We start from the raw sequence: 26,567 nt of genomic DNA on the forward strand, positions 1-26,567 counted from the left end.
GGCCGATCGCGCAGTTCCCCGCGCCCCTGGGTCAGTTCAGAACTTGTTCCTCGGAGTGATACCGAGCGACAGGCCCGACAGGCCCCGCTGCCGTCCTCCCAGTTTGCCCGCGATCGCGCGCAGGGCCGAGCCCGCCGGGGAGTCCGGATCCGACAGGACGACCGGCTTGCCGTCGTCGCCGCCCTCACGCAGGCGGACGTCGATCGGGATGCTGCCGAGGACCGGGACGTTCGCGCCGGTCGTGCGGGTCAGGCCGTCGGCGACCGTCTGGCCGCCGCCCGTGCCGAAGACGTCGACCATCTCGTCGCAGTGCGGGCAGGGCAGGCCGGACATGTTCTCGACCACGCCGACGATCTTCTGGTGGGTCTGGACGGCGATGGAGCCCGCGCGCTCGGCGACCTCGGCCGCCGCCTGCTGCGGGGTCGTCACGACCAGGATCTCGGCGTTCGGGACCAGCTGGGCCACGGAGATCGCGATGTCGCCGGTGCCGGGCGGCAGGTCCAGCAGCAGCACGTCCAGGTCGCCCCAGTAGACGTCCGCGAGGAACTGCTGCAGGGCGCGGTGGAGCATCGGGCCGCGCCAGACGACCGGGGCGTTGCCCGGGGTGAACATGCCGATCGAGATGACCTTCACGCCGTTCGCCGACGGCGGCATGATCATGTTCTCGACCTGGGTGGGACGGCCGTCGGCGCCCAGCATGCGCGGCACGGAGTGGCCGTAGATGTCGGCGTCGACGACACCGACCTTGAGGCCGTCGGCCGCCATCGCGGCCGCCAGGTTGACCGTCACCGAGGACTTGCCGACGCCGCCCTTGCCGGAGGCGACCGCGTAGACGCGGGTCAGGCTGCCGGGCTTGGCGAAGGGGACCTCCCGCTCGGTCTGGCCGCCGCGCAGGGCGGACGCCAGCTCCTTGCGCTGCTCGTCGCTCATCACGTCGAGCGTGACGTCGACGCTGGTGACGCCCTCGACCGCGGAGACCGCGTCGGTCACGCGCTGCGTGATCGTCTCCCGCATCGGGCAGCCCGAGACCGTGAGGTAGACGGTGACCGCGACCGCCCCGTCCGCGCCGATCTCCACCGACTTGACCATCCCGAGTTCGGTGATGGGCTTGTGGATCTCGGGGTCGTTCACCGTCGCCAGTGCCTCGCGCACCGCGTCTTCCGTAGCCATAGGACGATGGTACGGCGCTGTACCGGTGCGTAGGAAAGCGTCTCAGCGGTCGTCTGCGTCACGTCCCCGTGACCGTTCCGCCGGGAATACGACGGGGTCGTGGCGGTGGCCGTTCTGCCGTTCCTCCATCTCCTTGATCGTGTCCTGCAGCTCCGAGCGGATCCAGTCGCGGGTGGCGACCTCGCCCAGGCCGATGCGCAGGGCGGCGATCTCCCGGGTCAGGTACTCGGTGTCCGCGATCGACCGCTCGTTCTGCTTGCGGTCCTGCTCCAGGTTGACCCGGTCGCGGTCGTCCTGCCGGTTCTGCGCGAGCAGGATCAGCGGGGCGGCGTAGGAGGCCTGGAGGGACAGCATCAGGGTCAGGAAGATGAACGGGTACTCGTCGAAGCGCAGGCCGCTCGGCGCGAAGATGTTCCACGCCACCCACACGATGATGACGACCGTCATCCAGACGATGAACCGCCCGGTGCCCAGGAAGCGCGCGATGCGCTCCGACAGCCGGCCGAAGGCCTCCGGGTCGTACTCGGGCAGGAACCGGCGCCGGCGCGGGAGCGGCTGGTCGAGACGGGTGGTGCGCGGCCGGGAGGCGGCCGTGGCACCCGCCGGGGGTGTGCGGTCGCGCAGGCTCTCGCGCTCAGGAGCCATCGGTGGCCACCTCCTCGTCCAGGTGGAACTCCGTCTCCCGCCAGTCCTCCGGGAGCATGTGGTCGAGCACGTCGTCCACGGTCACCGCGCCCAGCAGCGCGCCGGCCTCGTCGACGACGGGCGCCGCGACCATGTCGTACGTGGCGAAGAAGCCGGCGATGGCGGGCAGGTCCGCCTCCGGGTCGAGCGGCTGAAGGTCGTTGTCCAGGATGGAGCTGACCAGGGAGGGCGGTGGTTCGCGCAGCAGGCGCTGGAAGTGAACCGTGCCCAGGTACTTGCCGGTCGGGGTCTCGTCGGGTGGCCGGCAGACGTAGACCTGGGCGGCCAGGGCGGGGGAGAGGTCGGCGTTGCGGACGCGGGCCAGGGCGTCGGCGACGGTGGCGTCCGGGCGCAGCACGATCGGCTCGGTGGTCATCAGACCGCCCGCCGTGCGGTCCTCGTACGACATCAGGCGGCGCATGTCGGCCGCGTCGCCGGGCTGCATCAGGCTCAGCAGCCGCTCCTGGTCGTCCGTGGGCAGCTCGCCCAGCAGGTCGGCCGCGTCGTCCGGGTCCATGGCCTCCAGGACGTCGGCGGCGCGCTCCTCCTTCAGCTTGCCGAGGATCTCGATCTGGTCGTCCTCCGGCAGCTCCTCCAGCACATCGGCGAGCCGGTCGTCGTCGAGGGCGGCGGCGACCTCGGCCCGGCGCTTGGGGGAGAGGTGGTGCAGGACGTTGGCCAGGTCGGCGGGGCGCAGCTGCTCGAAGGTGGCGAGCAGGCTCTCGGCGCCCTGCCCCTGCTCCTCCAGGGAGAACCCGGTGACGGCGGTCCACTCGACGGTCAGCGCCTCGCCCTTGGCCCGCCGGAAGGCACTGCCCTTCCTGCCCTTGCGGACGAAGACCCGGTCGATCTCCCACTCCCGGCGGGCCGGCAGCTGATGCACCGACAGGTCGAGGACCGTGACGTCCTCGCCGGTCTCGTTGAGCGTCACCCGCCGGTCCAGCAGCTCCCCGAAGACCAGCCGCTCGGTGGGGCGCTGCTCGAAGCGCCGGACGTTGAGCACGCCGGTGGTGATGATCTGGCCGGACTGAATGGCGGTGACCCGGGTCATCGGCAGGAAGATGCGGCGGCGGGTGGCGAGTTCGACGACGAGGCCGAGCAGCCTCGGGGGCCGCTGTCCCACCCGCAGCATGACGACCAGATCGCGCACCCGCCCCACCTGGTCGCCGGCTGGGTCGAAGACGGCGACACCTTGGAGGTGCGATACGAAGATCCGGGGGGCGCCCGCTGCCATGGCCGCGGCTCCTTTTCGTGCGGGGTGGTTCGTGGTGGCTGTGTGAGTGATTTTCCTTGTGCCTGTGTCTTCCGAATTGCCCGCTCGGGTGGGCTTCAGGCTAGCCCGTCCCGATCGGTGACGCGTCGGCGGGCGGTCCGGACGGACTGGCTCCGATCTGCCCGTACGACCCCGGTACCCTGCGGTACGCCGTTCAGGTCTCCCGTCAGAGAGGCAGCCCCACCTGTGACTCCGATTCGCCAGAACCGTGGCCGCGGTGCCGCACTCGCGAGCGCGATGTGCGCGCTGCTCGTGACGGGAACGGTGCTCACCGGCTGCGCGGAGGATCCGAACGAGGGCACCAACGGGGTCGGCCGACTCCCCGCCGCCAAGATCCAGGGCAAGACCCGGTCGGCCGCCGAATCCGCCGGGGCGGTCCGGATGCACGGCAACGTCGTCAGCGGTGGGCGGACCTACGCGCTCGACGTGCGGCTGAAGGACGACGGCGGCGACGGTTCGGTCACCTCCGAGGGCGCGACCTTCAAGCTGCTGCGCATCGGCGAGCAGCTCTACGTCAAGGCGGACGCCGAGTTCTGGACTCACGGCGACGGCAAGGGCGGGAGCGGCAAGGGGGACGCGGCGGCGGCCTCCAAGCTCGGCGGCAAGTACGTGAAGGTGCCGCAGGGCGATCCCTCGTACAAGAAGTTCAGCGGTTTCACGGACAAGGGTCTCCTCCTCGACAGTCTGCTGACCCTGCACGGGACGCTCGCGACGGACGGCCACGACGAGGAGGCGGGCGTCCGCACCATCCGCGTCACCGGTGACAAGGGCTCCGGCGGGACCCTGGAGGTCTCCCTGGAGGGCAAGCCGTACCCGCTGCGCCTGGAGCGGGCCGGCGGGGCGGGCACCCTCACGTTCTCCGGCTGGGGCGAGGACTTCTCCCTCAGGGAGCCGGAGAGGAACGAGACGGTGGACTACGGCAAGCAGCTGCCGGCGTCGTAGGCCGTCAGCCCCGTTTGCGCTTCTTCAGCAGCAGGCGGGGCAGACCCGCCGGGACCGGCCGGCGGGTGAGCGCCGGGGACGGCAGGGGCGGCTCGGACAGGGAGTCGTCGGGCAGCGGCGTCGTCGCCCCGGTCGGCTCCAGGCGCAGCACGCGGCACTCGCGGGCCCAGCGCCCGGGCATGGCCTCGCCGTCGGGCGCGTTCAGCCGTTTGCCCTTGAGTTCGGCGACCGTCGCGTCCCACGCTTCGGAGCCCGGCGCGAGCTCGGCGACCCGCGCCGTCCAGGTGACCAGCCGGCCGCCCTTGTCCTTGCTGCGGACCGTCACCTTCGCCTCGGCGCCGTCGGCAAGCCCCGGCAGCGGCTGCTCGCCCGGCCCGTCGCCGACCAGGCACGCGGCACCCTCGTGCCACACGTGCCACAGCGCACGCGCCGGGCCGTCGGGGCCCTGGACCCAGACGAGGCCGGACTTCTTCGTGGCCTCCTCGACGAGGGCCTGGTCGAGCAGCTCGCTTGTCATGGGGCTCAGCCTAACCAGGCTGCTCACAGCCAGCCGTTCCGCTTCAGGGTGCGGTGGATGCCGAGACAGACGACGACCGTGAAGCCCATGATCACCGGGTAGCCGTACCGCCAGTGCAGCTCGGGCATGTGGTCGAAGTTCATGCCGTACACGCCGCACACCATCGTCGGCACGGCGATGATCGCGGCCCAGGAGGTGATCTTCCGCATGTCCTCGTTCTGGGCGACGGACGCCTGCGCGAGGTTGGCCTGGAGGATGGAGTTGAGCAGCTCGTCGAAGCCGAGGACCTGCTCCTGGACGCGGGCCAGGTGGTCGGCGACGTCCCGGAAGTACTTCTGGATGTCGGGGTCGATCAACCGCATCGGCCGCTCGCTCAGCAGCTGCATGGGCCGCAGCAGCGGCGACACGGCCCGCTTGAACTCCAGCACCTCGCGCTTGAGTTGGTAGATCCGGCCGGCGTCCGAACCGCGCGGCGAGCCCTTGCGGCCAGGGGAGAAGACCTCGGTCTCGACCTCGTCGATGTCGTCCTGCACCGCGTCGGCGACGGCGATGTACCCGTCGACGACGTGGTCCGCGATGGCGTGCAGCACGGCCGAGGGGCCCTTGGCGAGCAGCTCGGGGTCGTCCTGGAGGCGGTGCCTGAGGGCCCGCAGGGAGCCCTGCCCGCCGTGCCGGACGGTGATGAAGAAGTCCCGTCCGGTGAAGCACATCACCTCGCCGGACTCGACGACCTCGCTGTTGGCGTCGAGCTGGTCGTGCTCGACGTAGTGGATGGTCTTGAAGACCGTGAAGAGGGAGTCGTCGTAGCGCTCCAGCTTGGGCCGCTGGTGGGCCTGGACGGCGTCCTCCACGGCCAGCGGGTGCAGCCCGAACTCACTGGCGATGCCGGAGAATTCGGCCTCCGTGGGCTCGTGCAGGCCGATCCACACGAAGCCCCCGTCGCGGCGCACCAGGCGCACCGCCTCGTGCGGGGTCAGGGCGGTCTCGGTCTCGATGCGGCGACCGTCCCGGTAGACGGCGCAGTCGACGACGGCCGAGGCGGCCGCGGGGCTGCGGGTGGCGTCGTACGTCCCGCCGTCCTTGCGCAGCGACACACGGGACGGACGGACGACTGCTGCGCGCAGGTCGCGGATCATCGACATGGCGGGCTCCTTCGCGGGCAGGCAACGAACGGCGCCGGCGACGGGTGGAACCACCCGGAATGAGGACGTAGTGACTACGGATGTTTGGCACGTCCACAAAGCGGGGAGCACCGCACCGTCGCGGTGGCCGGTTTCGTTACTGATTCAGCTACTGAGGCAGATCAGGCAAAGCGAAACGAAGCGCTCTTCCGCGGTGAAGCGAGTGCGAGAGGTGGCAGCCAGAGACAGAAGCAGCTACATCGGCGGCGCGAAGAGCGTGGTGCTACTGCACGGTCGACTTCGATCCATTGCAGCCCCACCTCCTCCGGCCGGTCCCTCGTAAGGGAGTTCCTTCGGCGTCGGGGCTTGATCGCGACGCTTCTGCGTGCTGCCCCGAACCACCGGGCAAGAGTAGCAGCCGACACAACTGTCAAGGTGCTCCTTTGCCCGCTACTGGCGAGTTCTATGCTCGCCGCATGGCAGATGTTCTTCCTCTGGTCGAAGCCCGGTTGCGCACCGCGCTGGGCGAACCGGACGCGCGCGCGGCGGTCACCTTCCTCGGCACGGACCGCATCGAGGTGCTCCGCTTTCAGGAGGGCGGCGTCGCCCGCTACGCCTCGCTCGGCATGTCCGCGCACCCCATGTCGGACCCCACGTCGGTGGTCGCCGACCCGGTCAAGGGCCCGCGCGCCGAGCTGGTGCTCTCGGTCCGTTCCGGGATCGCCGACACCGACAAGGTGCTCCGGCCGCTCGCCGTGCTCGCCGCTTCTCCGCAGGTGGAGGGCCTGGTCGTGGCTCCCGGTGCCTCTCTCGACGTCGGTGAGCCGCTGTGGCCCGGCGCTCCGTTCACCTCGGTCCTGGTCGCCGAGCCGGGCGGCCTGGTGGAGGACCTGGAGCTGGACGAGCCCCTCGACCCCGTGCGGTTCCTGCCGCTGCTGCCGATGACCCCGAACGAGGCCGCCTGGAAGCGGGTGCACGGCGCGCAGGCGCTTCAGGAGCGGTGGCTGAACCAGGGGACGGACCTCCGGGATCCGTCCCGGAAGTCCGTCCCGCTGGAGTGAGCAAGCTCACCAACCCCAGGCTGTGCGGCGTCAGTTGGCGAACACGGTGACACCGTCCTCGGTCGCGTGCTTCGGCTCCAGCTCCTCGGCCTCGTGCGTGAGGGCCTTGCGCCGGACGACGACCACGACCGCGCCCGCGACCGCGGTGACCGCGGCCACCACGAACGGGATGTGGATGTCGGTCCACTCCTCGATCTTCGGCGCGAAGAACGGGGCGGCCGCCGCGGCGAACCAGCGCACGAAGTTGTAGCCCGCGCTCGCCACCGGCCGGGGCGCGTCCGAGACGCCGAGGGCCAGCTCGGTGTAGACGGTGTTGTTCACGCCGATGAAGGCGCCGGAGAGGATCGTGCAGACGACGGCGGTCGTGTGGGAGCCGTAACCGAGTACCAGCACGTCGGCCGCGAGCAGGACCAGCGAACCGCCGAGCACCTTCAGCGAACCGAACCGCTTCTGGAGCCGGGGCGCCACGATCACCGAGAAGACGGCGAGCAGCACACCCCAGGCGAAGAACACCGCACCCGACTTGTACGGGGTCATGTTCAGCACGAACGGCGTGAAGGCCAGCACGGTGAAGAACGTGTAGTTGTAGAAGAACGCCGAGACCGCCGCGGAGGCGAGGCCGCCGTGGCCGAGGGCCTTGAGCGGGTCGAGCAGCGAGGTCTTGCGGACCGGCTTCGGCTGCTCCTTCAGGAACACCGTGATGCACAGGAAGCCGACGGCCATCAGGAACGCCGTGCCGAAGAACGGGTAGCGCCAGCTGGCGTCGCCGAGCAGGGCGCCCAGCAGCGGGCCGCAGGCCATGCCGAGGCCGAGGGCCGACTCGTACAGCAGGATCGCCGCGGCGCTGCCGCCGGCCGCCGCGCCGACGATGACCGCGAGGGCCGTCGAGACGAACAGCGCGTTGCCGAGGCCCCATCCGGCCCGGAAGCCCACCAGTTCGCCGACGGATCCGGAGGTGCCCGCGAGCCCGGCGAACACCACGACGAACGCGAGGCCGAGCAGCAGCGTCTTCTTCCCGCCGATCCGGCTGGAGACGAAGCCGGTGACCAGCATCGCGACGGCGGTGATGAGGAAGTACGAGGTGAAGAGCAGGGAGACCTGGCTCGCCGTGGCGTTCAGGCCCTGGGCGATGGACGGCAGGATCGGGTCGACGAGCCCGATGCCCATGAAGGCGACGACCGATGCTCCGGCGGTGGCCCACACCGACTTGGGCTGCTTCAGGAGGCCGCCCGCTCCGGCGTCGAAGGGGTCCATTGCTTGCTCCCTTTCCCGAGACGTAGATAGTTGGTATATACACATACTAAGTTAGACGAGCTAATTAATGCAAGCTACATCTAACGTGCCTGGTGAAGGGGTTCCGTCCGGATGGGTGATCGTCCTTGACGCGGCGGGGCGGGGGTAGGACCGTGGGGCCCTATGAGGGGCGAACCCAGTTGCCCGAAGTGCGGTGGCCGGGTCAGGGCTCCCGGCCTCTTCTCCGACTCGTGGCAGTGCGATGTGCACGGCACCGTTCATCCGGTGCAGCCCGTGATACCGCCCAGCGTCGACGCCCTCAACGTCGTGGTGCACCGCACTCAGGTGCCGCTGTGGATGCCGTGGCCGTTGCCGGTGGGATGGCTGTTCACGGGTGTGGCCTGCGCGGGGGACGACCGCACGGGCGGCCGTGCGACCGCCGTCGCCTGCACGGGCCCCGGGCCGCTCGGCGGCATGGGTGAAATGATCCTGGTGGCCGAGGAACTCGGGGTCGGCCTCGGGGCGCGGTACGCGGGCATGGACGGTCCCGACCCGGGGCCGCACATGAACGTCGAGAAGCCGCCCCAGGCGAAGGTGCTGGCCGCCGGGCGTCCCACGCCGCTGTGGCACGTGGCCGGGGCGCCGGAGGACCGGGCGGTGTTCGCGGGGGAGGCGCTCGGGATGTGGCTGTGGGCCGTCGTGTGGCCCGAGCAGTCCGGGCTGCTGATGTACGACGAACTGGTGCTGGCGGATCTCCGGGAGGCGGGGGCGGAGGTGGAGCTGGTGCCGTGCGGGGCGTTGTCACCGCGCTTGCTTCAGCCGTAGCGCCCACGGGGCTGTAGGGGGCGCATGCCGCGTTCAGGTATGACATCGGGCGTTGAAAATGCGGTTATCCTTGTGCAGCCCTGTTCGTGCCGTCTGTGTCTGGAGCTCGTGTCGTGCGTATCGATCTGCACACCCACTCCACCGCTTCCGACGGCACGGACTCGCCCGCCGAGCTGGTGCGGAAAGCCGCTGTGACCGGGCTCGACGTCGTCGCACTCACCGATCACGACACCACCCGCGGGCATGCCGAGGCGATCGCCGCGCTGCCCGAGGGCGTCACGTTGGTCACCGGGGCCGAGCTCTCCTGCCGGATCGACGGGATCAGCATGCACATGCTGGCCTACCTCTTCGACGCCGAGGAGCCGGCGCTGCTCGCCGAGCGGGAGCTGGTCCGGGACGACCGGGTGCCGCGCGCCCAGGGGATGATCGCCAAGCTCCAGGAGCTGGGCGTGCCGGTGACGTGGGAGCAGGTGGCGCGGATCGCCGGTGAGGGGTCCGTCGGACGCCCGCACGTGGCGAGCGCGCTCGTCGAGCTGGGTGTCGTGCCCACCGTGAACGACGCCTTCACGCAGGACTGGCTCGCCGACGGAGGCCGGGTCTTCGTGGAGAAGCACGAGACCGACCCCTTCGAGGCGATCCGGCTGATCAAGGGCGCCGGCGGGGTCGCGGTGTTCGCGCACCCCGGGGCGAGCAAGCGAGGGCTCACGGTGCCGGAGGCCGCCATCGCCGAGATGGCCGCGGCCGGGCTGGACGGCATCGAGGTCGACCACATGGACCACGACGCGGACACCCGGGCGCGGCTGCGGGGGCTGGCCAAGGAGCTCGGGCTCCTCGTGACCGGGTCGTCGGACTACCACGGCAGTCGCAAGACGTGCGTGCTCGGGGAGTACACGACGGATCCCGAGGTCTACGGGGAGATCACCCGGCGGGCCTTCGGGGCGTTTCCCGTGCCGGGGGCCGGCGGGGCCGTCTGAGATCTCTCCCGTAGGTCCCGTAGGTCCCGTAGGTCCCGCAGGCCCCGCAGGTCTCGTAGGTCTCTTGGTCGCTGTAGGTCTTCAGGCCTGCGGGGCGCCCGTGGGTCCTCAGGGCCGTTGTACGCCCGTTTCCATTTCTCTCACCCGGCGCTGCCCGCTGCGCCCAGGCGTTCCGCACCGCGCGACGCCTGCCCCCGGCGGCGGCCCCCTGCGCAAGGCTCACTCATGTTCGACCTCGCCGTCTTCGGCTCCCTGTTCCTGACCCTCTTCGTCATCATGGATCCCCCCGGGATCACACCGATCTTCCTCGCGCTCACCGCCGGCCGGCCCGGCAAGGTGCAGAAGCGGATGGCCTTCCAGGCCGTCTGTGTCGCCGGTGGGGTGATCACCGTGTTCGGGCTCCTCGGGCACCAGATCCTCGACTATCTGCACGTGTCCGTGCCCGCGCTGATGATCGCGGGCGGTCTGCTCCTTCTGCTGATCGCGCTGGATCTGCTCACCGGGAAGACCGACGAGCCGAAGCAGACCAAGGACGTGAACGTCGCCCTCGTACCGCTGGGCATGCCGCTGCTGGCCGGGCCCGGCGCGATCGTGTCGGTCATCCTCGCCGTGCAGAAGGCCCACAGCGTCGCCACGCAGGTGTCCGTCTGGATGGCGATCCTCGCCATCCACGTCGTGCTGTGGATGGTGATGCGCTACTCGCTGGTGATCATCCGGATCATCAAGGACGGCGGTGTGGTCCTGGTGACCCGCCTCGCCGGCATGATGCTCTCCGCGATCGCCGTGCAGCAGATCATCAACGGCGTCACACAGGTGATCCAGGGGAGCTGACGATCCCCGTCAGGGCCTCAGGACGCCGCCGATCTCCTGGGCCGCCTCGGGGTGGCCGAGGTACTCCTCGATCTTGTGCGCGCGGTCGCGGCCGTTGGAGACGGGCGGCTGGCTGAGCTTCCCCCACCGTTCGTCCTCCAGGGGACAGCCGATGGCCACCGCGTCGGTGGGGCACCAGACGTTCACCCAGTCACGCACCCGGGGCGGCTGGTGCGGGCCTCGGGTGAGGAGCCGTTCGTTGACGCCGTCCAGGCCGAGCGGACTGCCCGCGGTGACCAGCAGGACGGGGTCGAGGCCGTCCGGGAGCCGGGTCAGGAGGTCCATGCCCACGACCGTGCCCAGGCTGTGCGTGACCAGCACCAGCTCGCCGCTGGTCGGCATCGTCTCCATGACGGTGTCCAGCACCGTCTGCCGCACGGCGCTGTCGCCGAGGTACAGGTCGACGTCCCGCAGGAACGTGGCGATGGTCCACTCGTCCAGGTCGGACCGGGCGGCCAGCCAGCTCAGCGGCCGGTGCAGCGCCCCGACCAGGCCCGAACCGAACCCCTCCGTGGTCGCCGGCCCGTTCCGGGGCATGCCGGCCCGGGCGGCCGCCTCGTAGAGCAGCTGCTCGTAGGAGCCCGTGGGGGACTCCGCGGCGAACACCTCGGCGGCAGCGGCGGCGCTCACCCGGTCGAGACCGACGGGCTCCACCGTGCTCTCCCTGCCGCTCACGAGGTCGTGCAGTCTCGTGCCGTAGAACGGGAACCACACGTCCTCCGGGTCCAGCGTGGGCAGGGAAGCGAGGGTGAGTCCGCGGTTCAGGCCGGCCGTCCAGGACCGGCGGAGCTCGTCGGGGAAGTTCTCCTGCTGGTCCCGGCCGTGCAGGAAGACCAGGTGCTGACGGCCGCCGAAGGCGGTGCTGCGGGCCCGGAGTCCGACCCTGGGCCGCTGGGTCCCGGTCTCGCTCCCGGTCATCGGGACCGTCACCGGGACCCCCGGGACCGGCGGGGTGGTGACGCCCGGTACCGCGCTCGTCCGCTGGGGCTGTGCCCCGGGAGCCGCCGCGGGGACGGCCGGTGCGGTGGCCATGGCCTGGTCCAGGCCGGCGTCCGGGCCCATCTCGGTCAGCAGGGCACGCCGAGCCGGGTCGAGGTCCAGCCCGGCCAGGTGCTTCAGGATCGAGCTGATCCGGACGCCCTCGTTGGCGACCCACTCGATGGCGTCGTCGCCGTCGCCCTGCTGCCAGGGCCGGCCGTCCTTGCGCAGGACGCGGCCCTGGTCGTCCTTCTTCGGCACGCCGCTGTGGTGCAGCGCCACGACCTCCCACTGGTCGTTGAAGACGGGGGAGCCGGAGTTCCCCGTTTCGGTGTCGTTCGTGTAATGGACGAAGTCGTCCAGGCGGACCAGCACCGCGTTGTCCCGCAGCGCGATCTCCTTCAGCCGCCCCGAGGGATGGCCGATGATGTTCACCTTCTCGCCGAGCACCAGCTTGCCGATCTGCACGCTCAGCCGGTTCCAGCCGAAGATCTCACCCGGGGCGGGGCCGTCCTGGGCGGGCTCCACCGCCACCAGGGCGAAGTCGAGCCGCTGGTCCGCGGCGAAGAACGCCCCGGGGTCGAGCTCCATCCGGACGACGGTGTCGGGCAGGTTGTCGGCCGTGACCTGGGCGTTGAACTCGGCGAAGCAGGTGCGGGCGAAGGCCTCGTCGGGCAGGACGTGGTGGTTCGTCATGAGCAGCCGCGGCGAGACCAGGAAACCGGTGCCGTGCGGCAGCTCCCGGCCGTCGCGCCGCAGGGTGATCCGGGCGACCGTGGCCCCGGCCCTGACCCCGCGCGGCAGGAAGCTCCAGGCCTGGAGCTCGTTGGACAGGTCGATGATCCGCTCGTTGGCGTCCGGCAGGTCCATGGCCTCGCGGTGGATGTCGGCCACCACCGCCGAGGGCGACAGACCGCCCCGGTCGAGGATCCGGTCCGCGCGCACCGCCAGCGCGTCCGGGGAGTCCGGGAACCGCACGCCGGCCGCCAGCCGGCCCTCGACCCGCTCGCGTTCCGCGGCCGAGTTCTCGTAGCGCCGCGCGGCCTCGTCGGTGGCCTGCTGGTGCAGCTCCTGGTGCGACCGGTCCGTCACCGACATGCTCCACCGTCCTGTTCTGGTTCGCGCCGTGCCCCCTCAGCCAGTACGCCCCCGACCAGGCACGTCCGCAACAGCGGAGCCCCCGCACGGCCGATGCCGGGCGGGGGCTGCGAAGTGTGGGAGAGCTGCGCGCGTTATGAGGCCGTGGTCTCGGCCGGGCGGATCCAGAGGCGCTGCCCGATGGCGGCCGCCTGCTGAACGATGCGGTTGACGGAGGCGGCGTCCACAACGGTCGAGTCCACAGCTGTGCCGTCGACGTCGTCGAGTCGCATGATTTCGAAGCGCAAGGGCTTCTCCCTTCGTCTGGTCATCCTCCTGAGGAGAACTACTTGGGTGTGCGGCCCACCAGGTCCGTGCCCGGTGTTCCATATGGGTCAACAGGGATGCAGGGGTCAAACATTCCCTACGCTAAGGAAATTTTTCGAACGGCTAATTAATGAGCTGTAAGAGTGTTGTTACGGGACCGACCGGGACCAGTTGTGTTCGCAGCGTGACCGCCGGGACAATGGGGGTGATGAACGACGACCTCGCGGCCCTCCACGCCCGCATCGACCGCACCAACGAGCTGCTCCAGCGCATGCTCGCCGAGGTGGCGAAGACGCCCTCGACCCACGCGATCTTCGTCGATGCCGGGTATCTGTACGCGGCCGCGGGACGCCTCGTCGCCGGAACCGAGGACCGCCGCGCCTTCGACCTGGACGCCGAAGGTCTGATCGACGCGCTCATCGACCGGGCCCGCACGATCTTCGCGGACAGCCGGCTGCTGCGCGTCTACTGGTACGACGGTGCCCGGCGCCGCATCCACACGGCCGAGCAGCAGACCATCGCGGAACTTCCGGACGTCAAGGTGCGCCTCGGCAACCTCAACGCCAACAATCAGCAGAAGGGCGTCGACTCGCTCATCCGCTCCGACCTGGAGTCCCTCGCCCGGCACCGCGCCATCAGCGACGCGGCCCTGCTCGGCGGCGACGAGGACCTGGTCTCGGCGGTGGAGGCGGCCCAGGGCTACGGCGCCCGGGTCCACCTCTGGGGCATCGAGGCGCCGGAGGGCCGCAACCAGGCCGAGCCCCTCCTGTGGGAGGTCGACAGCCAGCGCACCTTCGACCTGGACTTCTTCAAGCCGTACGTCTCCCGTCGCACCGCCCCCGGCTACGAGACGACCGCGAACCGGCCCACCCGTGAGGACGTGCGGTTCGTGGGCGCGCAGATCGCGGCGAAGTGGCTGTCGGCACGCGGCCGGGACACGCTGGTGGAGCTGCTGCCCGGGCATCCGTACCTGCCCGGGTCAGTGGACCAGGACCTGCTCGTGGAGGCGGAGGGCCTGCTGCAGTACTCGCTGAGGGGCAAGGCGGATCTCAGACGGGCGCTGCGTGACGGCTTCTGGGAGCATCTGCGGACGCAGTACTAGGCGGGAGCGGTCCGGAGTGGTCCGGAACGGTCAGGAGTGGTCCGGAGTGGTTTGGGGTGGTCCGGACCGGTCTGGACGTCGGTCAGGTGACTACATCCGACCGAGGCCGTCCCAGAAGTCGGCGAGGGCGCGGGCCGTCGGGAGCGGCTGGTCGGCGTTGGGGGAGTGCTCGGCTCCGGTGATGACCGTGCGGCGCGCGTCCAGCCGCTGGGCCATGTCGTCCAGGATCGCCACCGGCCAGGTGTCGTCGTGCGCGCCCGACAGGACGTGGAAGGGCAGCGGGATCGCGGCGAGTTCGGCCACGCGGTCCGGCTCGGTGCACAACTGACGCCCGGTCGCCAGGAGTTGGGCAGGGCTGTGGCCCAGCCAGCGGCGGCGAAGCTGGTCCTGGTCGCCGAGACCGCGGGCGGGCCCGCCGACTTCCTCCGGCGGTCCCATGGCCTGGATGGCCTCCCACACCTCCGCCATCGACAGCACGGCGAGCGCGTCCCGCAGCAGCTTCACGCGCTGCTGCTGGGAGACGGAGATCTCCGCCGGGCCGGACGAGATCAGGGTGAACGAGACGAACGGGGAGTGGTCGAGCAGCACGGCCGCACGGGCGATCTGCCCGCCGAGCGAATGCCCCACGAGGTGCACGGGCCCGCCGAGTGCCTCGGCCTGCGCGAGCACGTCCCGCGCGAGTTCCCGCTGGGCGTAGGCGGACTCGTCCTCCAGCGGGCCGCCCGACTCGTGCTGCCCCCGCCCGTCCACGGCGACGACCCGGTACCCCCGCTGTGCGAGCGGCTCGTGGAGCAGCCTGAAGTCCTCCTTGCTGCCGGTGAATCCGGGCAGCATCAGGACGACTCCCCGCTCCCGCACACCCGCCTCCGGCGACGGCGACGAGTCGACGACGGCGAACTCGCCGCGTGTGGTGCGCAGCGGGTAGGCGCGGGCGCCCGGGGGCGGGGGGAAGGCGGGGTGGCTGGTCACGGGGCGAGGGTAGCGGTCGGGGGTGGGGGTGGCGCGCCTGCCCTGAGCGGGACTCTGCGGGGTGTTGTGTCCCTGGGTGGGGCGGCGGGGAGTGGTGCTGTGCGGCGGGGGGCTGGGGCTGTGCCCGGGCGACTTGGCGGGGTCGGGCCCTATGTCCCGGGTGGGGATCAACGGGGACCGGCGCTGTGCGCCTGGTGGGGTCAGCGGGGGCTGGGGCTGTGCCCGGGCGGGGTTGGGCCTTGCGACCCGGTCGGGATCGGCGGGGGCCGGCGCCGTGTCCAGGCGACTCGGCGGGGTCGGGCGCCGTGTCCTGGGGAACGCCGACGGCCCGGCTCCCCGTGAGGGGGGCCGGGCCGTCGCAGAGGGGTGGGTGGGTCAGCCCTCTGTGGGCTCCGCGGTGGCAGCGGCCTTGCGGGTGCGGCGGACCCTGGGCTTCGCCTCCGCCGCGTCTTCCGAAGCGTCAGCCGTCGCAGCCGTGGCGGCCGTGGTCGCCTTGCGCGTACGGCGCGGCTTGGTGGCGGCCTCCGGCTCCTGATCCGCCTGTGCGGGGATCTCGGCGACGGCAGGGGCGGCCTCGGCGGCCTTGCGGGTGCGGCGGCGCGGCTTGGCCTCCGTGCCCTCGGCCGTGTCGACGGCGGCCTCCGCCGAGGTGGCGGTCTTGCGCGTCCGGCGCGGCTTGGCCTCGGCGGCCTCCGCGTCCGGGGCAGCGGCGACCGTCTTCCGCGTCCGGCGCGGCTTGGCCTCGGCGGCCTCCGGCTCCTGAACCGTCTGGGCCGGGATCTCGGCGACGGCAGGGGCGGCGGCCTCGGCGGCCTTGCGGGTGCGGCGGCGCGGCTTGGCCTCCGTGCCCTCGGCCGTGTCGACGGCGACCTCCGCCGAGGTGGCGGCCTTACGGGTGCGACGCGGCTTGGCCTCCGCGGCCTCGCCGGCCTCGACCGTGGCCGTGCCCGCCGTCCCGGCGCTCTCGGCGGCCTTGCGGGTGCGGCGGCGCGGCTTGGCCTCGGTGGCCTCCGCCGTGTCGACCGCGGTCTCGGCCGCTGCCGTCGCTGCCGTCGCCTTGCGCGTACGCCGGGGCTTCGCCTCGGCCGTCTCGGCGGCGGTGTCCTCCACCGCGGCGGCTGCCTTGCGGGCGCGGCGCGGCTTGGCCTCGGTCGCCTCCGCCGTGTCGATGCTCGCCTCGGCCTTCGCGGCCGTCTTGCGGGTGCGACGCGGCTTCGTCTCCGTCGGCTCCGGCGTGGACTCGGTGGTTCCCTCGGCCGTGTCGATCGCGACCTCGGCTGCGGACGCCGCGGTCTTGCGGGTGCGGCGGCGCGGCTGGGCGGCGGCTGCCTCGGGCAGCGCCGTCTCCGCGGCGGTCGGGGCTTCCGCGAGGGTCGCCGGCTCCACGGCCGACGGCGTCACCGGGGACGCCTCGGCCTGCACCGCAGGCGTCGCCGCGGCCTCGGTCGCCACCGCCGACGTCTCCGACCGGCGGGTGCGGCGCCGGCGCGGCTTCGCAGCGGTCTCGGCGGCTTCCGCGGCCGTGCCCTCCGCCGTGGCGACGGCGGTCTCGGCCTGCTCGGACGCGGCGGACTCGACCGCAGCGACCTGAGCCTGCTCGGACTGCGCTCCGCCGCGGGTACGGCGGCGGCGACGCGGAGTGCGCGGAGCGGTCACGGCGTCCGCCTCGGCGGCACCGCCGGTGGCGGTGGTGCCGGGCGCGGTGGTACCGGACGCGGTGGTGCCGGGCGCGGTGGTGCCGGGTGCCGTGGTGCCGGTGGACTCCGGCGCCCCGTCCACCGCGGCCCCGCCACGGGTACGGCGGCGGCGACGCGGCGTACGCGACGCCCGCTCGCGGTCGCCCGAACGGGACTCGTCCCGGTCGCCGCGGCCACTCCGGCCGCCGCGCCCGCGCGGTCCGCGGCCGCCCGGCTCGCCCAGGTCCTCGAGCTCCTCCGCGTCCAGCCCGGCGCGCGTACGCTCCGAGCGCGGCAGGACGCCCTTCGTGCCCTCGGGGATGCCGAGGTCGGTGTAAAAGTGCGGAGAGGTGGAGTACGTCTCCGGCGGGTCGCTGAAGCCCAGGTCCAGCGCCTTGTTGATCAGCTGCCAGCGCGGGATGTCGTCCCAGTCGACCAGGGTGATCGCCGTACCCTTCGCGCCCGCGCGGCCGGTCCGGCCGATGCGGTGCAGGTACGTCTTCTCCTCTTCCGGCGACTGGTAGTTGATGACGTGTGTCACGCCCTCGACGTCGATGCCGCGGGCGGCGACGTCGGTGCAGACGAGCACGTCCACCTTGCCGTTGCGGAAGGCGCGCAGGGCCTGCTCGCGGGCGCCCTGGCCGAGGTCGCCGTGGACCGCGCCGGAGGCGAAGCCGCGCTGCTTGAGCTGGTCGGCCAGGTCGGCCGCCGTGCGCTTGGTGCGGCAGAAGACCATGACCAGTCCCCGGCCGTCGGCCTGCAGTATGCGCGCCACCATCTCGGGCTTGTCCATGTTGTGCGCGCGGTAGATGAACTGCTTCGTGTTCGCGACCGTCGCGCCCGCGTCGTCCGGCGAGGTGGCGGAGATGTGCGTGGGCTGCGACATGTAACGGCGGGCCAGGCCGATGACCGCGCCCGGCATGGTGGCGGAGAACAGCATCGTCTGACGCCGCACCGGCAGCATGTTGATGATCTTCTCGACGTCGGGCAGGAAGCCCAGGTCGAGCATCTCGTCGGCCTCGTCGAGGACCAGGCACTTCACGTGCTTCAGGTTCAGCTTCTTCTGCCCGGCGAGGTCGAGCAGCCGGCCCGGGGTGCCGACGACCACGTCGATGCCCTTCTTCAGGGCCTCGACCTGGGGCTCGTAGGCCCGGCCGCCGTAGATGGCGAGGACGCGCACGTTGCGTGCCTTGCCCGCGGTCTGCAGGTCGTTGGTGACCTGCGTGCACAGCTCGCGCGTGGGGACGACGATGAGTGCCTGCGGGGCGTCGGTGAGGTCCTCGGGCTCGGCGCGCCCGGCCTCGACGTCGGCGGGGACGGTGACGCGCTCGAGGAGCGGGAGGCCGAAGCCCAGCGTCTTGCCGGTGCCGGTCTTGGCCTGGCCGATGACGTCCTTGCCCGAAAGGGCGACGGGAAGCGTCATCTCCTGGATGGGGAAGGGGGTCATGATGCCGACGGCCTCAAGGGCCTCGGCGGTCTCGGGGAGGATTCCGAGCTCTCGGAACGTAGTCAGGGTGCTGCCTCTTCTGTGTGGGCGGCGCGAGGCGAGCGCGGGGTCGTGTCAGACCGTGCCGGGGACGTCGGCTGCCTACGGGCGGGCCGTAGAGCACGGGACCGCGCCGACGCTCTAGCGCTCGTGCCGCTGAGGGTGTCCCCCTCCGGGTCTCGTACGCACTGTGGCGGACGGCCGGGGAGGGCTGTCGGGTCGGAGCCGATCGGGCCACCGACCGGGCATCCTCATACGTGCGGCCTGTCGAGGTACGTCGACGTACCAGCAGGCGCATTACCACCATACCCCGGATTCGCGCACATGCGATGGCCGATTCGGTCACGTAGTCGTCGTCACAGTGATTGACCAGGACCTTACGCCTCCCGGCGGGCGGGCTATTGTGCGCTTCATGACGAGCTCTGACAAGCCTGAGAACGCCTCGGACACCGCCGCCGCCGAACCCACCTCAGTCGCCGCCCGGGACTGGGCGACGGCCTCCGCCGACCCGCAGTACCGCGCCGCGGTCGTGGACCTGCTCGGTGCGCTCGCGTACGGGGAGCTGGCGGCGTTCGAGCGGCTCGCGGAGGACGCCAAACTGGCGCCGACGCTGGCGGACAAGGCGGAGCTGGCGAAGATGGCGTCGGCGGAGTTCCACCACTTCGAGAGGCTGCACGACCGGCTCGCCGAGATCGGGGAGGAGCCGACGCGGGCGATGGAGCCGTTCGTCGCCGCGTACGACGGGTTCCACAAGCAGACGGCCCCCTCGGACTGGCTGGAGGGACTGGTCAAGGCCTACGTCGGCGACTCCATCGCCAGTGACTTCTACCGCGAGGTCGCCGCCCGGCTGGACTCCGACTCCCGCGATCTGGTGCTGGCCGTGCTCGACGACACGGGGCACGGCGGCTTCGCCGTGGAGAAGGTGCGGGCGGCGATCGACGCCGATCCGCGCGTCGGCGGGCGGCTCGCGCTGTGGGCGCGGCGGCTGATGGGCGAGGCCCTGTCGCAGTCCCAGCGGGTGGTCGCCGACCGGGACGCGCTGTCGACCATGCTGGTGGGCGGTGTAGCGGACGGCTTCGACCTCGCCGAGGTCGGCAAGATGTTCTCGCGGATCACCGAGGCCCACACCAAGCGGATGGCCGCACTGGGTCTGGCCGCCTAGCCCTCCGCCGTCCGGCCGATCCGGCCGATCCACACCGTCACAAGCGCCACCATCGGCGGCCCGTCACGCGGTCGCCGATCGGCGGCGCAGTCTTCCCGCGGGGCGCAGCAGCAGCGACAGCGAGGCCACGGAGACGATGACCGCGCCGAGCAGGACGATCAGCACGTGCCCCGCGTCCAGCGCGCTGTGCATGACGAAGGCCCCGAAGAGGGCACCGGCGACGCCGGTCGACAGGACCATGGAGCGGGCCGGGAGACGGTGCGGCAGGCGTTGGGTCGCCGCCCACGCCAGAGCGAGGCCGAGGATCGCGGAACTCAGCGCTTCCAGGAGCATGTCGGGGTCCCTCCCACATGGCCGGCCTGCCCAAATCGGTCGTAGCCCGTCTTACCCCTGACCTGCGGAATCCAATCCACCCCTGTGGGCGAGTTGTGCTCCATCCGTGGAGGAACCGGTGCGCCGCAAGGGGAAGCCGAGGGCTACGCGGGAGGGGTGTCCGAGAGAGGGCGACGCAAACGGGGGTAGCGGGGGCAGCCGTGCGAACGGGGGCAGCCGTGCAAGCGGAGGCGGGCCGCGCGAACGCGGCAGACATGCAAACGGGGCGGGTCGGCCGAAGCCGTCCCGCCCCGCTCCGCGCATGCGCTACAGCGCGCCGAAGCCCACCTTGCGCGGGGCCGGCTCACCGATCTCGACGTACGCGAGACGGTCGGCCGGGACGAGGAGCTTGCGGCCGTGCTCGTCCACGAGGCTCAGCAGCTGCGACTTACCGGCCAGCGCCTCGGCGACCACGCGCTCGACCTCCTCGGCAGTCTGACCGCTCTCCAGAACGATCTCGCGGGGCGCGTGCTGCACGCCGATCTTGACCTCCACGGCTATGTCCCTCCGACGGTCAGTGATGTGCGCGACCTTCCGCGCCGTACGCAGCACACATTAGCCCGGTGAGGGGACGTACATGCTCCGCCCGAGAACGCCACGAGCGAACATCGGGCGGGAACAAAGTGCCGTCAGCGAGTGCCGTCAGTGCTGCGGCTGGTCCATGCCGTGCAGCGGGAAGCCGGCGATGCCGCGCCACGCCAGCGAGGTGAGCAGCTGCACGGCCTGGTCGCGGGGCACGCTGCGGTCGCTGTGCAGCCAGGACCGCGCCACCACCTGGGCGAGGCCGCCCATGCCCGAGGCGAGCAGCATCGACTCCGCGCGCGACAGGCCGGTGTCCTCGGCGATGACGTCGCAGATCGCCTCCGCGCACTCGTTCGTGACCTTGTCGACGCGCTCGCGCACGGCGGGCTCGTTGGTCAGGTCCGACTCGAAGACCAGGCGGAACGCGCCGCCGTCGTCCTCGACGTAGGCGAAGTAGGCGTCCATCGTCGCCCGGACGCGCTGCTTGTTGTCGGTCGTCGACGCGAGCGCGTTCCGTACGGACTGGATGAGCGACTCGCAGTGCTGGTCCAGCAGCGCGAGATAGAGGTCGAGCTTGCCCGGGAAGTGCTGGTAGAGCACCGGCTTGCTGACGCCCGCGCGCTCCGCGATGTCGTCCATCGCGGCCGCGTGGTAGCCCTGGGCCACGAACACCTCCTGGGCGGCGCCCAGGAGCTGGTTGCGTCGGGCACGGCGCGGCAGGCGTGTGCCCCGCGGGCGAACCGCCTCTGTCTGCTCGATGGCTGTCACGCCGCCTCCCATAGTCGTCCACGTGCGGATCTGGCCGCGTCGCCATCGTACTTTTCAGTAACCGTGGTGTGCGCGGTGAGAGCGCAGAATTTCACGGACCGGACGGTTGCGAAAGCGGTTGCGAAAGTTTTAAACAGGGTCAGAGCGGGCAAATGCTGCCTTCTTCCTGTTCGGTGGAGCTGTTCGTCGCCCGTCGGCGGCGAATCTCACCGGTAGTCGTCCTCGTCGAGCGAGACGATCCGGGCCTGCTCCGCCAGATCGGCCTCGTTGGCGCGGTCCGGGTCGACGCCGGTCAGCGGGTCGTCGCGGTCCGGCGCGAGATCCGCCTGCTGCTCGGCCGCGTCGACCTCGGGGGCCTCGACGTCGAACTCCTGCGCCTCGGGCGCGTCCTCGTCCTCGAACGTCTCCGGGTCGGTGGGGTCTACGGCCATGCTGGGCTCCCTTCCTACGAATGTCCCTGGGAATGCAGGGGCTACACGCGGGTGCCCTCCCTACGAGCCTAGGAGACACCCGATCCGGACGCTATGCGATCCGCGTCCGGGCCGTGACGCGGTGCTCATCCCGTTGACTGCTACCCATGCGCGCCCGGGTGCCTCCCTTTCCGGCACCCCAACTGGCCGATTCCTGTGACGGCGAACACAGGCGAACACATGAGTCACTGCGTGATCGTCTCGTAACATTGCCGCATGTCTTCGACCGAGCTGCCGTTCGTGCCGCCCGCCAATGTGCTGCCGAAGGTGGGGACCGTCCGGGTCGCGGAGGGCGAGCGCCTGCGGTCGGTCGAGCTGCCCGGGGTCACCCTGACGGTCCGGTCGAGACCACCCGCGCGCGAGGATCTGCCGCCCGCGCTGTACGTGCACGGGCTGGGCGGTTCCTCGCAGAACTGGTCGGCTCTGATGGCGCTGCTGGACGGTGAGGTGGACGGCGAGGCCCTCGACCTGCCGGGCTTCGGCGACTCGCCGCCACCGGACGACGGCAACTACTCCATCACGGGGCACGCGCGCGCGGTCATCCGATACCTCGACGCCTCCGGCCGCGGCCCCGTGCACCTGTTCGGGAACTCGCTCGGCGGCGCCGTCGCCACCCGTGTCGCCGCGGTCCGGCCCGATCTGGTCCGTACGCTCACGCTTGTGTCGCCCGCTCTGCCGGAAATCCGAGTGCAGCGCGCCGCCGTGCCCACGGGGCTGCTGGCGGTGCCGGGCGTCGCCCTGCTCTTCACGCGGATCACCCGGGAGTGGACGGCGGAACAGCGAGTCCGCGGCGTGATGGCGCTGTGTTACGGGGATCCCGGGCGGGTGACGCCGGAAGGATTCCGCAACGCCGTGCAGGAGATGGAGCGGCGGCTGCGGCTGCCGTACTTCTGGGACGCGATGGCGCGCTCGGCGCGCGGGATCGTCAACGCCTACACGCTGGGCGGCCAGCAGGGGCTGTGGCGCCAGGCCGAACGGGTTCTCGCCCCGACCCTCCTCGTCTACGGCGGCCGTGACCAGCTCGTCGGCTTCCGCATGGCCCGGAAGGCGGCCCGCGCCTTCCGGGACTCCCGACTGGTGACGTTGCCCGATGCGGGCCATGTGGCGATGATGGAGTATCCCGAGACCGTGGCCATGGCGTTTCGTGAACTCCTCGAAGATGCGGGAGAGTTGGGCGCGCAGCGCGCGAGGCGGGCCGACCGGGCGGGAGCCGGGGGCGACGCCGTCGACAGACAAGGCACCGACGAGAGCATGGGGGGCTGAGGCGCGACGTGGGACGCCACAGCCGCCGCGGGCCGGTCGCCAAGGGCGACAGCGCGGACACAACAGCAGAACGGGACGGTGGGGCCGGGTCCGCGCAGGGTCAGCGGCCGGGCCAGGGCCAGGCGCCGGACGCCGGCCGGGGCGCCCGGACCGCACCGCCCGGCGCACCGCAGGGCGGCTGGCCGCCGCAGGGCCAGCGCCGGACGCCGGGGCCGCGGCCCGTACCGACGGACGGCACGCGGCCCCAGGGCACGCCGCCGCCCGGCATGCCGCGTCTGCCCGACGGCTGGCACCCGGACGGCACACCGGCCCAGGGCCTCCCGCGCCTGCCCGACGGCACACCGGTGCAGGGGGTGCCCCGCCTTGCCGACGGCACACCGGCGCGGGGTGTTCCGCGCATGCCCGGCGGGACTCCGCCACGCGGCGTTCCGAGGCCGGCCGACGGGACTCCGGCACGCGGCGTTGCGCGGTTGCCGGACGGGACTCCCGCGCAGGGCGTTCCCCGGCTGCCCGACGGAACTCCCGCGCACGGCTTTCCGCAAGCGCGTGGCGGGCATCCCGAGCAGCGTGAAGCCGGGGGCGGCTGGGGCGAGTTGAGGGGGAATGGCGGGGGGTCCGCCGGTGTCGGTGTTCCCATACCGCGGCAGCGCCGGGCCTCCGTGCCCGGGCCGCGGCAGGACTACCTCGACGCCTTCCATGAGGAGGACGACGTCTTCGCGCCCCGTACGCCCGCCTCCGCGCACGCCGCGGACGCCTACGCCTCCGTCACGGACTGGACCGTCGGCACCCCGGCCGACTCCGGGTCCGATGGTCACGACGACGCGGGGCCCACCGGCACGCCCGTTCCGGGCAGGGGCGGCAAGGGCCGCGCCTTCACCGGCATCGCGGCCGCCGCCGTCACCACGGTGCTGGCCGTCATCGTCGCCGGCCAGGTCGCCGACGACCCCGGCGGCGGCGCGCAGTCGCAGTCCGCCCCCGACCGGGCCCGCGACGCCCGGGACGGCGCGTCCCGCGCGGACGGCCGGGCACCCGCCCCCGAGGTCACCCCGCTGACGTACGACGAGAAGATGGGCCGGACGTACCCGCTCGGCGCCAAGCTCAAGGCCTCCGGGAAGTTCGACGCCGTCCCCGGCATCGCCAAGGCACCGGGCGCCGGGCAGAAGTTCACCTACCGCGTGGACGTGGAGCAGGGGCTCGGGCTGGACGGCGCGCTGTTCGCCGAGGCCGTGCAGAAGACGCTCAACGACCAGCGCAGCTGGGCCCACAACGGCGCGCGGACCTTCGAGCGCATCCACTCCGGCAAGCCCGACTTCGTGATCACGCTCGCCAGCCCCGGCACGACCGCCGACTGGTGCGCCAAGTCGGGTCTGGACACCACCGAGGACAACGTCTCCTGCGACTCGGCCGCGACCGAGCGCGTGATGATCAACGCCTACCGGTGGGCGCAGGGCTCGGAGACCTACGGCGACGCCAAGATCCACGCCTACCGGCAGATGCTGATCAACCACGAGGTCGGCCACCGCCTCGGCTTCGGCCACGTCACCTGCGACAAGGACGGCGACCTCGCGCCGGTCATGCAGCAGCAGACCAAGTTCCTCGACCACGACGGAATCCACTGCCGCGCCAACGCCTGGCCCTATCCCGGGAGTTGACAGGCGTCACAGCCGGTGTGGCGCGGCTCGCGTTGACATGCTCGGAAAGTTCGTTCATATTTCTGGGCATGTCGCCCCGTCACGTCTCCCTTCGCGCCGCCATCGAGCTGGCGCTCATCGGCGTGACCCCGCTCTGCGTGGCCGACATTCACTGTTGCTGACGCCCGCCCCCGGCGCGCGTCGCTGACCCTCCCCGTGACCCTGTCGCGGCCCTTTCGACGACCCGGCGCCGGGCAGACGTCTGTCTTCTTTCGTCTCACCCTTCGTCATTTCGTCTCGCGATCCGAGATCTGTGATCCGTAGTCCGTGATCCGTGATTCCGAGGCGCCCTTCCGAGAGGTCGTCATTCCGATGCGCCAACCGTCCGTCAGAGCGCGCCGCGTGGCCGCGGCATCCGTCAGCCTGGTCCTGGCAGCGGGCGCCGCCGCCTGCGGGCCGAAGGACAACGATGCCAAGGGCGCCGGCGGCGACTCCACGCCCCACAAGGGCGGCACCCTCACGGTCCTGAACGCGGGTCCCCACCAGGACTTCGACCCGGCCCGGCTGTACACCTCCGGCGGCGGCAACGTCCCGTCCCTGGTCTTCCGCACCCTCACCACCCGCAACCGCGAGAACGGCGCCGCCGGCGCGAAGGTCGTCCCCGACCTCGCCACCGACACCGGGCGTCCCAACAAGGACGCGACCGAGTGGACGTACACCCTGAAGAAGGGCCTGAAGTACGAGGACGGCACCCCGATCACCTCGGCCGACATCAAGTACGGCATCGAGCGCTCCTTCGCCCCCGAGCTGTCGGGCGGCGCACCCTACCTGCGGGACTGGCTGACCGGGGCCGCCGACTACCAGGGGCCGTACAAGGACAAGAAGGGCCTCGACGCGATCGAGACGCCGGACGAGCGGACCATCGTCTTCCACCTGAACAAGCCCGAGGGCGAGTTCCCCTACCTCGCCACGCAGACGCAGTTCACCCCCGTCCCGAAGAGCAAGGACACGGGCACCAAGTACGAGGAGCACCCGGTCTCCTCGGGGCCGTACAAGGTCGTGCGGAACGAGAACGACGGCGAGCGGCTGGTCCTGGAGCGCAACACGCACTGGTCCGCCACGACCGACGCCGAGCGCAAGGCCTACCCCGACAAGATCGACGTACGGTCCGGGATCGACTCGTCCGTGATCAACCAGCGGCTGTCCGCGTCCCAGGGAGCGGACGCCGCCGCCGTCACCACGGACACCAACCTCGGCCCGGCAGAACTGGCCAAGGTCACCGGCGACAAGGACCTCGCCTCGCGCGTCGGCACCGGGCACTTCGGCTACACCAACTACATCGCGTTCAACCCGAAGACCAAGCCGTTCGACGACGCCAAGGTGCGGCAGGCCATCTCGTACGCCATCGACCGGTCGTCCGTGGTGAACGCCGCGGGCGGTTCCGCCCTGGCCGAGCCCGCCACCACCTTCCTGCCCGACCAGAAGTCCTTCGGCTACACGCCGTACGACCTCTTCCCGGCGGGCAAGGCCGGCGACCCGGCCAAGGCCAAGGCGCTGCTGAAGGAGGCCGGGTACGCGAAGGGCCTCACCGTCACGCTGACGCACTCCAACGCCAAGGACTTCGAGACCAGCCCCGAGATCGCGACCGCCATCCAGGACGCCCTCAAGAAGGCCGGCATCACCGTCAAGCTCCAGGGTCTGGAGGAGAACGACTACTCCGACAAGATCCACAACGTGAAGACCGAGCCCGGCTTCTTCCTCGCCCACTGGGGTGCCGACTGGCCCTCCGGCGGTCCGTTCCTCGCCCCGATCTTCGACGGCCGGCAGATCGTCAAGGACGGCGCGAACTTCAACACGGGCCTGTTGAACGACAAGGCGGTCAATGCGGAGATCGACGCGATCAACAAGTTGACCGATCTTGACCAGGCCGCCAAGCGGTGGGGCGCACTGGACAAGAAGATCGGCGAGCAGGCCCTGACCGTGCCGCTGTTCCACCCCGTCTACAAGCGACTGGTCGGCAAGGACATCAAGAACGTCGTGATCAGCGACTGGACCGGTGTGCTGGACATCTCACAGGTCGCGGTGAAGTGACGC

25 protein-coding genes are annotated in these 26,567 nt (G+C 71.4%); 11 read left to right on the plus strand and 14 right to left on the minus strand.

Annotated features, from left to right (window positions below):
- Positions 1–36: 36 nt before the first annotated feature.
- From QOL88_RS25855 to QOL88_RS25865, 3 genes are read right to left on the minus strand one after another with little or no spacing between them, the layout of a single operon-like run.
- The gene (locus QOL88_RS25855; protein ID WP_097220091.1) at positions 37–1,170 is read right to left on the minus strand and encodes an Mrp/NBP35 family ATP-binding protein; all 1,134 of its coding nucleotides are present in this window, start codon (positions 1,168–1,170) and stop codon (positions 37–39) included.
- A gap of 42 nt (positions 1,171–1,212) precedes the next feature.
- Positions 1,213–1,815 carry a DUF1003 domain-containing protein gene (locus QOL88_RS25860; protein ID WP_097220094.1) on the minus strand — a complete coding sequence of 201 codons (603 nt, stop codon included), beginning with the start codon at positions 1,813–1,815 and terminating at the stop codon, positions 1,213–1,215.
- Complete coding sequence (locus QOL88_RS25865; protein WP_097220097.1) at positions 1,805–3,088, minus strand: magnesium transporter MgtE N-terminal domain-containing protein; 1,284 nt, start codon at positions 3,086–3,088, stop codon at positions 1,805–1,807. Before QOL88_RS25865 ends, QOL88_RS25860 begins: the two co-directional genes overlap by 11 nt.
- A 225-nt stretch (positions 3,089–3,313) precedes the next feature.
- On the opposite strand from QOL88_RS25865, the gene QOL88_RS25870 reads away from it, so the two are divergent.
- Positions 3,314–4,069 (plus strand): hypothetical protein, encoded by a 756-nt coding sequence (locus tag QOL88_RS25870; RefSeq protein WP_097220100.1) that lies wholly within the window; start codon positions 3,314–3,316, stop codon positions 4,067–4,069.
- A gap of 4 nt (positions 4,070–4,073) precedes the next feature.
- Here the strand turns inward: QOL88_RS25870 and QOL88_RS25875 are convergent, their stop codons facing one another.
- Positions 4,074–4,586: a hypothetical protein gene (locus QOL88_RS25875; RefSeq protein ID WP_097220102.1), complete on the minus strand. Its 513-nt coding sequence runs from the start codon at positions 4,584–4,586 to the stop codon at positions 4,074–4,076.
- A 23-nt stretch (positions 4,587–4,609) separates the two neighbouring features.
- The gene (locus tag QOL88_RS25880) at positions 4,610–5,728 is read right to left on the minus strand and encodes a magnesium and cobalt transport protein CorA (protein WP_097220105.1); all 1,119 of its coding nucleotides are present in this window, start codon (positions 5,726–5,728) and stop codon (positions 4,610–4,612) included.
- Between the two features lie 455 nt (positions 5,729–6,183).
- On the opposite strand from QOL88_RS25880, the gene QOL88_RS25885 reads away from it, so the two are divergent.
- Positions 6,184–6,768: a suppressor of fused domain protein gene (locus QOL88_RS25885; RefSeq protein ID WP_097220107.1), complete on the plus strand. Its 585-nt coding sequence runs from the start codon at positions 6,184–6,186 to the stop codon at positions 6,766–6,768.
- A 30-nt stretch (positions 6,769–6,798) separates the two neighbouring features.
- Here QOL88_RS25885 and QOL88_RS25890 read toward each other — a convergent pair whose 3' ends face one another.
- A complete protein-coding gene (locus tag QOL88_RS25890) occupies positions 6,799–8,022 on the minus strand; it encodes an MFS transporter (RefSeq protein ID WP_097220109.1) in 1,224 nt (407 codons plus the stop codon).
- Positions 8,023–8,184: 162 nt separating this feature from the next.
- On the opposite strand from QOL88_RS25890, the gene QOL88_RS25895 reads away from it, so the two are divergent.
- The 3 genes from QOL88_RS25895 (at position 8,185) to QOL88_RS25905 (ending at position 10,631) form a co-directional block, all read left to right on the plus strand.
- Positions 8,185–8,826 (plus strand): DUF6758 family protein, encoded by a 642-nt coding sequence (locus tag QOL88_RS25895; RefSeq protein ID WP_097220111.1) that lies wholly within the window; start codon positions 8,185–8,187, stop codon positions 8,824–8,826.
- Positions 8,827–8,939: 113 nt separating this feature from the next.
- Positions 8,940–9,800, plus strand: coding sequence for a PHP domain-containing protein (locus QOL88_RS25900; protein ID WP_097220114.1), 861 nt, complete (start codon positions 8,940–8,942; stop codon positions 9,798–9,800).
- A 225-nt stretch (positions 9,801–10,025) separates the two neighbouring features.
- Complete coding sequence (locus tag QOL88_RS25905; RefSeq protein ID WP_030854767.1) at positions 10,026–10,631, plus strand: MarC family protein; 606 nt, start codon at positions 10,026–10,028, stop codon at positions 10,629–10,631.
- Positions 10,632–10,640: 9 nt separating this feature from the next.
- On the opposite strand, the gene QOL88_RS25910 is transcribed toward QOL88_RS25905, so the two are convergent.
- A complete protein-coding gene (locus QOL88_RS25910; RefSeq protein WP_097220116.1) occupies positions 10,641–12,746 on the minus strand; it encodes a trypsin-like serine peptidase in 2,106 nt (701 codons plus the stop codon).
- 134 nt (positions 12,747–12,880) lie between these two features.
- Entirely contained in the window at positions 12,881–13,033 is a 153-nt protein-coding gene (locus QOL88_RS25915; RefSeq protein ID WP_097223186.1) for a DUF8834 family protein, read from the minus strand.
- 227 nt (positions 13,034–13,260) lie between these two features.
- On the opposite strand from QOL88_RS25915, the gene QOL88_RS25920 reads away from it, so the two are divergent.
- Positions 13,261–14,154 carry an NYN domain-containing protein gene (locus QOL88_RS25920; protein ID WP_179878960.1) on the plus strand — a complete coding sequence of 298 codons (894 nt, stop codon included), beginning with the start codon at positions 13,261–13,263 and terminating at the stop codon, positions 14,152–14,154.
- 90 nt (positions 14,155–14,244) lie between these two features.
- Here QOL88_RS25920 and QOL88_RS25925 read toward each other — a convergent pair whose 3' ends face one another.
- Both QOL88_RS25925 and QOL88_RS25930 read right to left on the minus strand, forming a co-directional pair.
- The gene (locus QOL88_RS25925; RefSeq protein WP_097220122.1) at positions 14,245–15,123 is read right to left on the minus strand and encodes an alpha/beta fold hydrolase; all 879 of its coding nucleotides are present in this window, start codon (positions 15,121–15,123) and stop codon (positions 14,245–14,247) included.
- A gap of 375 nt (positions 15,124–15,498) precedes the next feature.
- Positions 15,499–18,222 carry a DEAD/DEAH box helicase gene (locus QOL88_RS25930; RefSeq protein ID WP_097220125.1) on the minus strand — a complete coding sequence of 908 codons (2,724 nt, stop codon included), beginning with the start codon at positions 18,220–18,222 and terminating at the stop codon, positions 15,499–15,501.
- A 475-nt stretch (positions 18,223–18,697) separates the two neighbouring features.
- Between QOL88_RS25930 and QOL88_RS25935 the strand changes: the two genes are divergently transcribed.
- Positions 18,698–19,447, plus strand: coding sequence for a ferritin-like fold-containing protein (locus QOL88_RS25935; protein WP_097223187.1), 750 nt, complete (start codon positions 18,698–18,700; stop codon positions 19,445–19,447).
- Positions 19,448–19,510: 63 nt separating this feature from the next.
- Here the strand turns inward: QOL88_RS25935 and QOL88_RS25940 are convergent, their stop codons facing one another.
- From QOL88_RS25940 to QOL88_RS25955, 4 genes are all read right to left on the minus strand, one after another.
- Positions 19,511–19,780 (minus strand): hypothetical protein, encoded by a 270-nt coding sequence (locus QOL88_RS25940; RefSeq protein ID WP_097220127.1) that lies wholly within the window; start codon positions 19,778–19,780, stop codon positions 19,511–19,513.
- Positions 19,781–20,086: 306 nt separating this feature from the next.
- Positions 20,087–20,314: a DUF3107 domain-containing protein gene (locus tag QOL88_RS25945; protein WP_030854792.1), complete on the minus strand. Its 228-nt coding sequence runs from the start codon at positions 20,312–20,314 to the stop codon at positions 20,087–20,089.
- Between the two features lie 147 nt (positions 20,315–20,461).
- On the minus strand, positions 20,462–21,109 hold the full coding sequence (locus tag QOL88_RS25950) for a TetR/AcrR family transcriptional regulator (protein ID WP_031110090.1): 648 nt from the start codon (positions 21,107–21,109) through the stop codon (positions 20,462–20,464).
- 206 nt (positions 21,110–21,315) lie between these two features.
- Positions 21,316–21,540, minus strand: a complete 225-nt coding sequence (locus tag QOL88_RS25955; protein ID WP_097220129.1) for an Rv3202a family protein — start codon at positions 21,538–21,540, stop codon at positions 21,316–21,318.
- A 255-nt stretch (positions 21,541–21,795) separates the two neighbouring features.
- Here QOL88_RS25955 and QOL88_RS25960 point away from each other — a divergent pair, with 255 nt between their 5' ends.
- The 4 genes from QOL88_RS25960 (at position 21,796) to QOL88_RS25970 (ending at position 26,564) form a co-directional block, all read left to right on the plus strand.
- Positions 21,796–22,842: an alpha/beta fold hydrolase gene (locus QOL88_RS25960; protein WP_097220132.1), complete on the plus strand. Its 1,047-nt coding sequence runs from the start codon at positions 21,796–21,798 to the stop codon at positions 22,840–22,842.
- An 8-nt stretch (positions 22,843–22,850) separates the two neighbouring features.
- A complete protein-coding gene (locus QOL88_RS25965) occupies positions 22,851–24,494 on the plus strand; it encodes a DUF3152 domain-containing protein (RefSeq protein ID WP_097220134.1) in 1,644 nt (547 codons plus the stop codon).
- A 68-nt stretch (positions 24,495–24,562) separates the two neighbouring features.
- Complete coding sequence (locus tag QOL88_RS38645) at positions 24,563–24,655, plus strand: Ms4533A family Cys-rich leader peptide (RefSeq protein WP_349362270.1); 93 nt, start codon at positions 24,563–24,565, stop codon at positions 24,653–24,655.
- Positions 24,656–24,845: 190 nt separating this feature from the next.
- A complete protein-coding gene (locus QOL88_RS25970; RefSeq protein WP_097220137.1) occupies positions 24,846–26,564 on the plus strand; it encodes an ABC transporter substrate-binding protein in 1,719 nt (572 codons plus the stop codon).
- Positions 26,565–26,567: the final 3 nt, after the last annotated feature.

It is taken from the genome of Streptomyces sp. Ag82_O1-12, assembly GCF_900182715.1.
GTDB classification, from domain to species: Bacteria; Actinomycetota; Actinomycetes; order Streptomycetales; family Streptomycetaceae; genus Streptomyces; species Streptomyces massasporeus.

Coding starts and splice junctions, on each gene's coding strand:
- QOL88_RS25955 (WP_097220129.1), bottom strand. CDS start 21,540: ATGGCCGTAGACCCCACCGACCCGGAGACGTTCGAGGACGAGGACGCG.
- QOL88_RS25885 (WP_097220107.1), top strand. CDS start 6,184: ATGGCAGATGTTCTTCCTCTGGTCGAAGCCCGGTTGCGCACCGCGCTG.
- QOL88_RS25855 (WP_097220091.1), bottom strand. CDS start 1,170: ATGGCTACGGAAGACGCGGTGCGCGAGGCACTGGCGACGGTGAACGAC.
- QOL88_RS25920 (WP_179878960.1), top strand. CDS start 13,261: ATGAACGACGACCTCGCGGCCCTCCACGCCCGCATCGACCGCACCAAC.
- QOL88_RS25940 (WP_097220127.1), bottom strand. CDS start 19,780: ATGCTCCTGGAAGCGCTGAGTTCCGCGATCCTCGGCCTCGCTCTGGCG.
- QOL88_RS25890 (WP_097220109.1), bottom strand. CDS start 8,022: ATGGACCCCTTCGACGCCGGAGCGGGCGGCCTCCTGAAGCAGCCCAAG.
- QOL88_RS25860 (WP_097220094.1), bottom strand. CDS start 1,815: ATGGCTCCTGAGCGCGAGAGCCTGCGCGACCGCACACCCCCGGCGGGT.
- QOL88_RS25910 (WP_097220116.1), bottom strand. CDS start 12,746: ATGTCGGTGACGGACCGGTCGCACCAGGAGCTGCACCAGCAGGCCACC.
- QOL88_RS38645 (WP_349362270.1), top strand. CDS start 24,563: ATGTCGCCCCGTCACGTCTCCCTTCGCGCCGCCATCGAGCTGGCGCTC.
- QOL88_RS25935 (WP_097223187.1), top strand. CDS start 18,698: ATGACGAGCTCTGACAAGCCTGAGAACGCCTCGGACACCGCCGCCGCC.
- QOL88_RS25875 (WP_097220102.1), bottom strand. CDS start 4,586: ATGACAAGCGAGCTGCTCGACCAGGCCCTCGTCGAGGAGGCCACGAAG.
- QOL88_RS25930 (WP_097220125.1), bottom strand. CDS start 18,222: ATGACGCTTCCCGTCGCCCTTTCGGGCAAGGACGTCATCGGCCAGGCC.
- QOL88_RS25960 (WP_097220132.1), top strand. CDS start 21,796: ATGTCTTCGACCGAGCTGCCGTTCGTGCCGCCCGCCAATGTGCTGCCG.
- QOL88_RS25970 (WP_097220137.1), top strand. CDS start 24,846: ATGCGCCAACCGTCCGTCAGAGCGCGCCGCGTGGCCGCGGCATCCGTC.
- QOL88_RS25880 (WP_097220105.1), bottom strand. CDS start 5,728: ATGTCGATGATCCGCGACCTGCGCGCAGCAGTCGTCCGTCCGTCCCGT.
- QOL88_RS25905 (WP_030854767.1), top strand. CDS start 10,026: ATGTTCGACCTCGCCGTCTTCGGCTCCCTGTTCCTGACCCTCTTCGTC.
- QOL88_RS25895 (WP_097220111.1), top strand. CDS start 8,185: ATGAGGGGCGAACCCAGTTGCCCGAAGTGCGGTGGCCGGGTCAGGGCT.
- QOL88_RS25865 (WP_097220097.1), bottom strand. CDS start 3,088: ATGGCAGCGGGCGCCCCCCGGATCTTCGTATCGCACCTCCAAGGTGTC.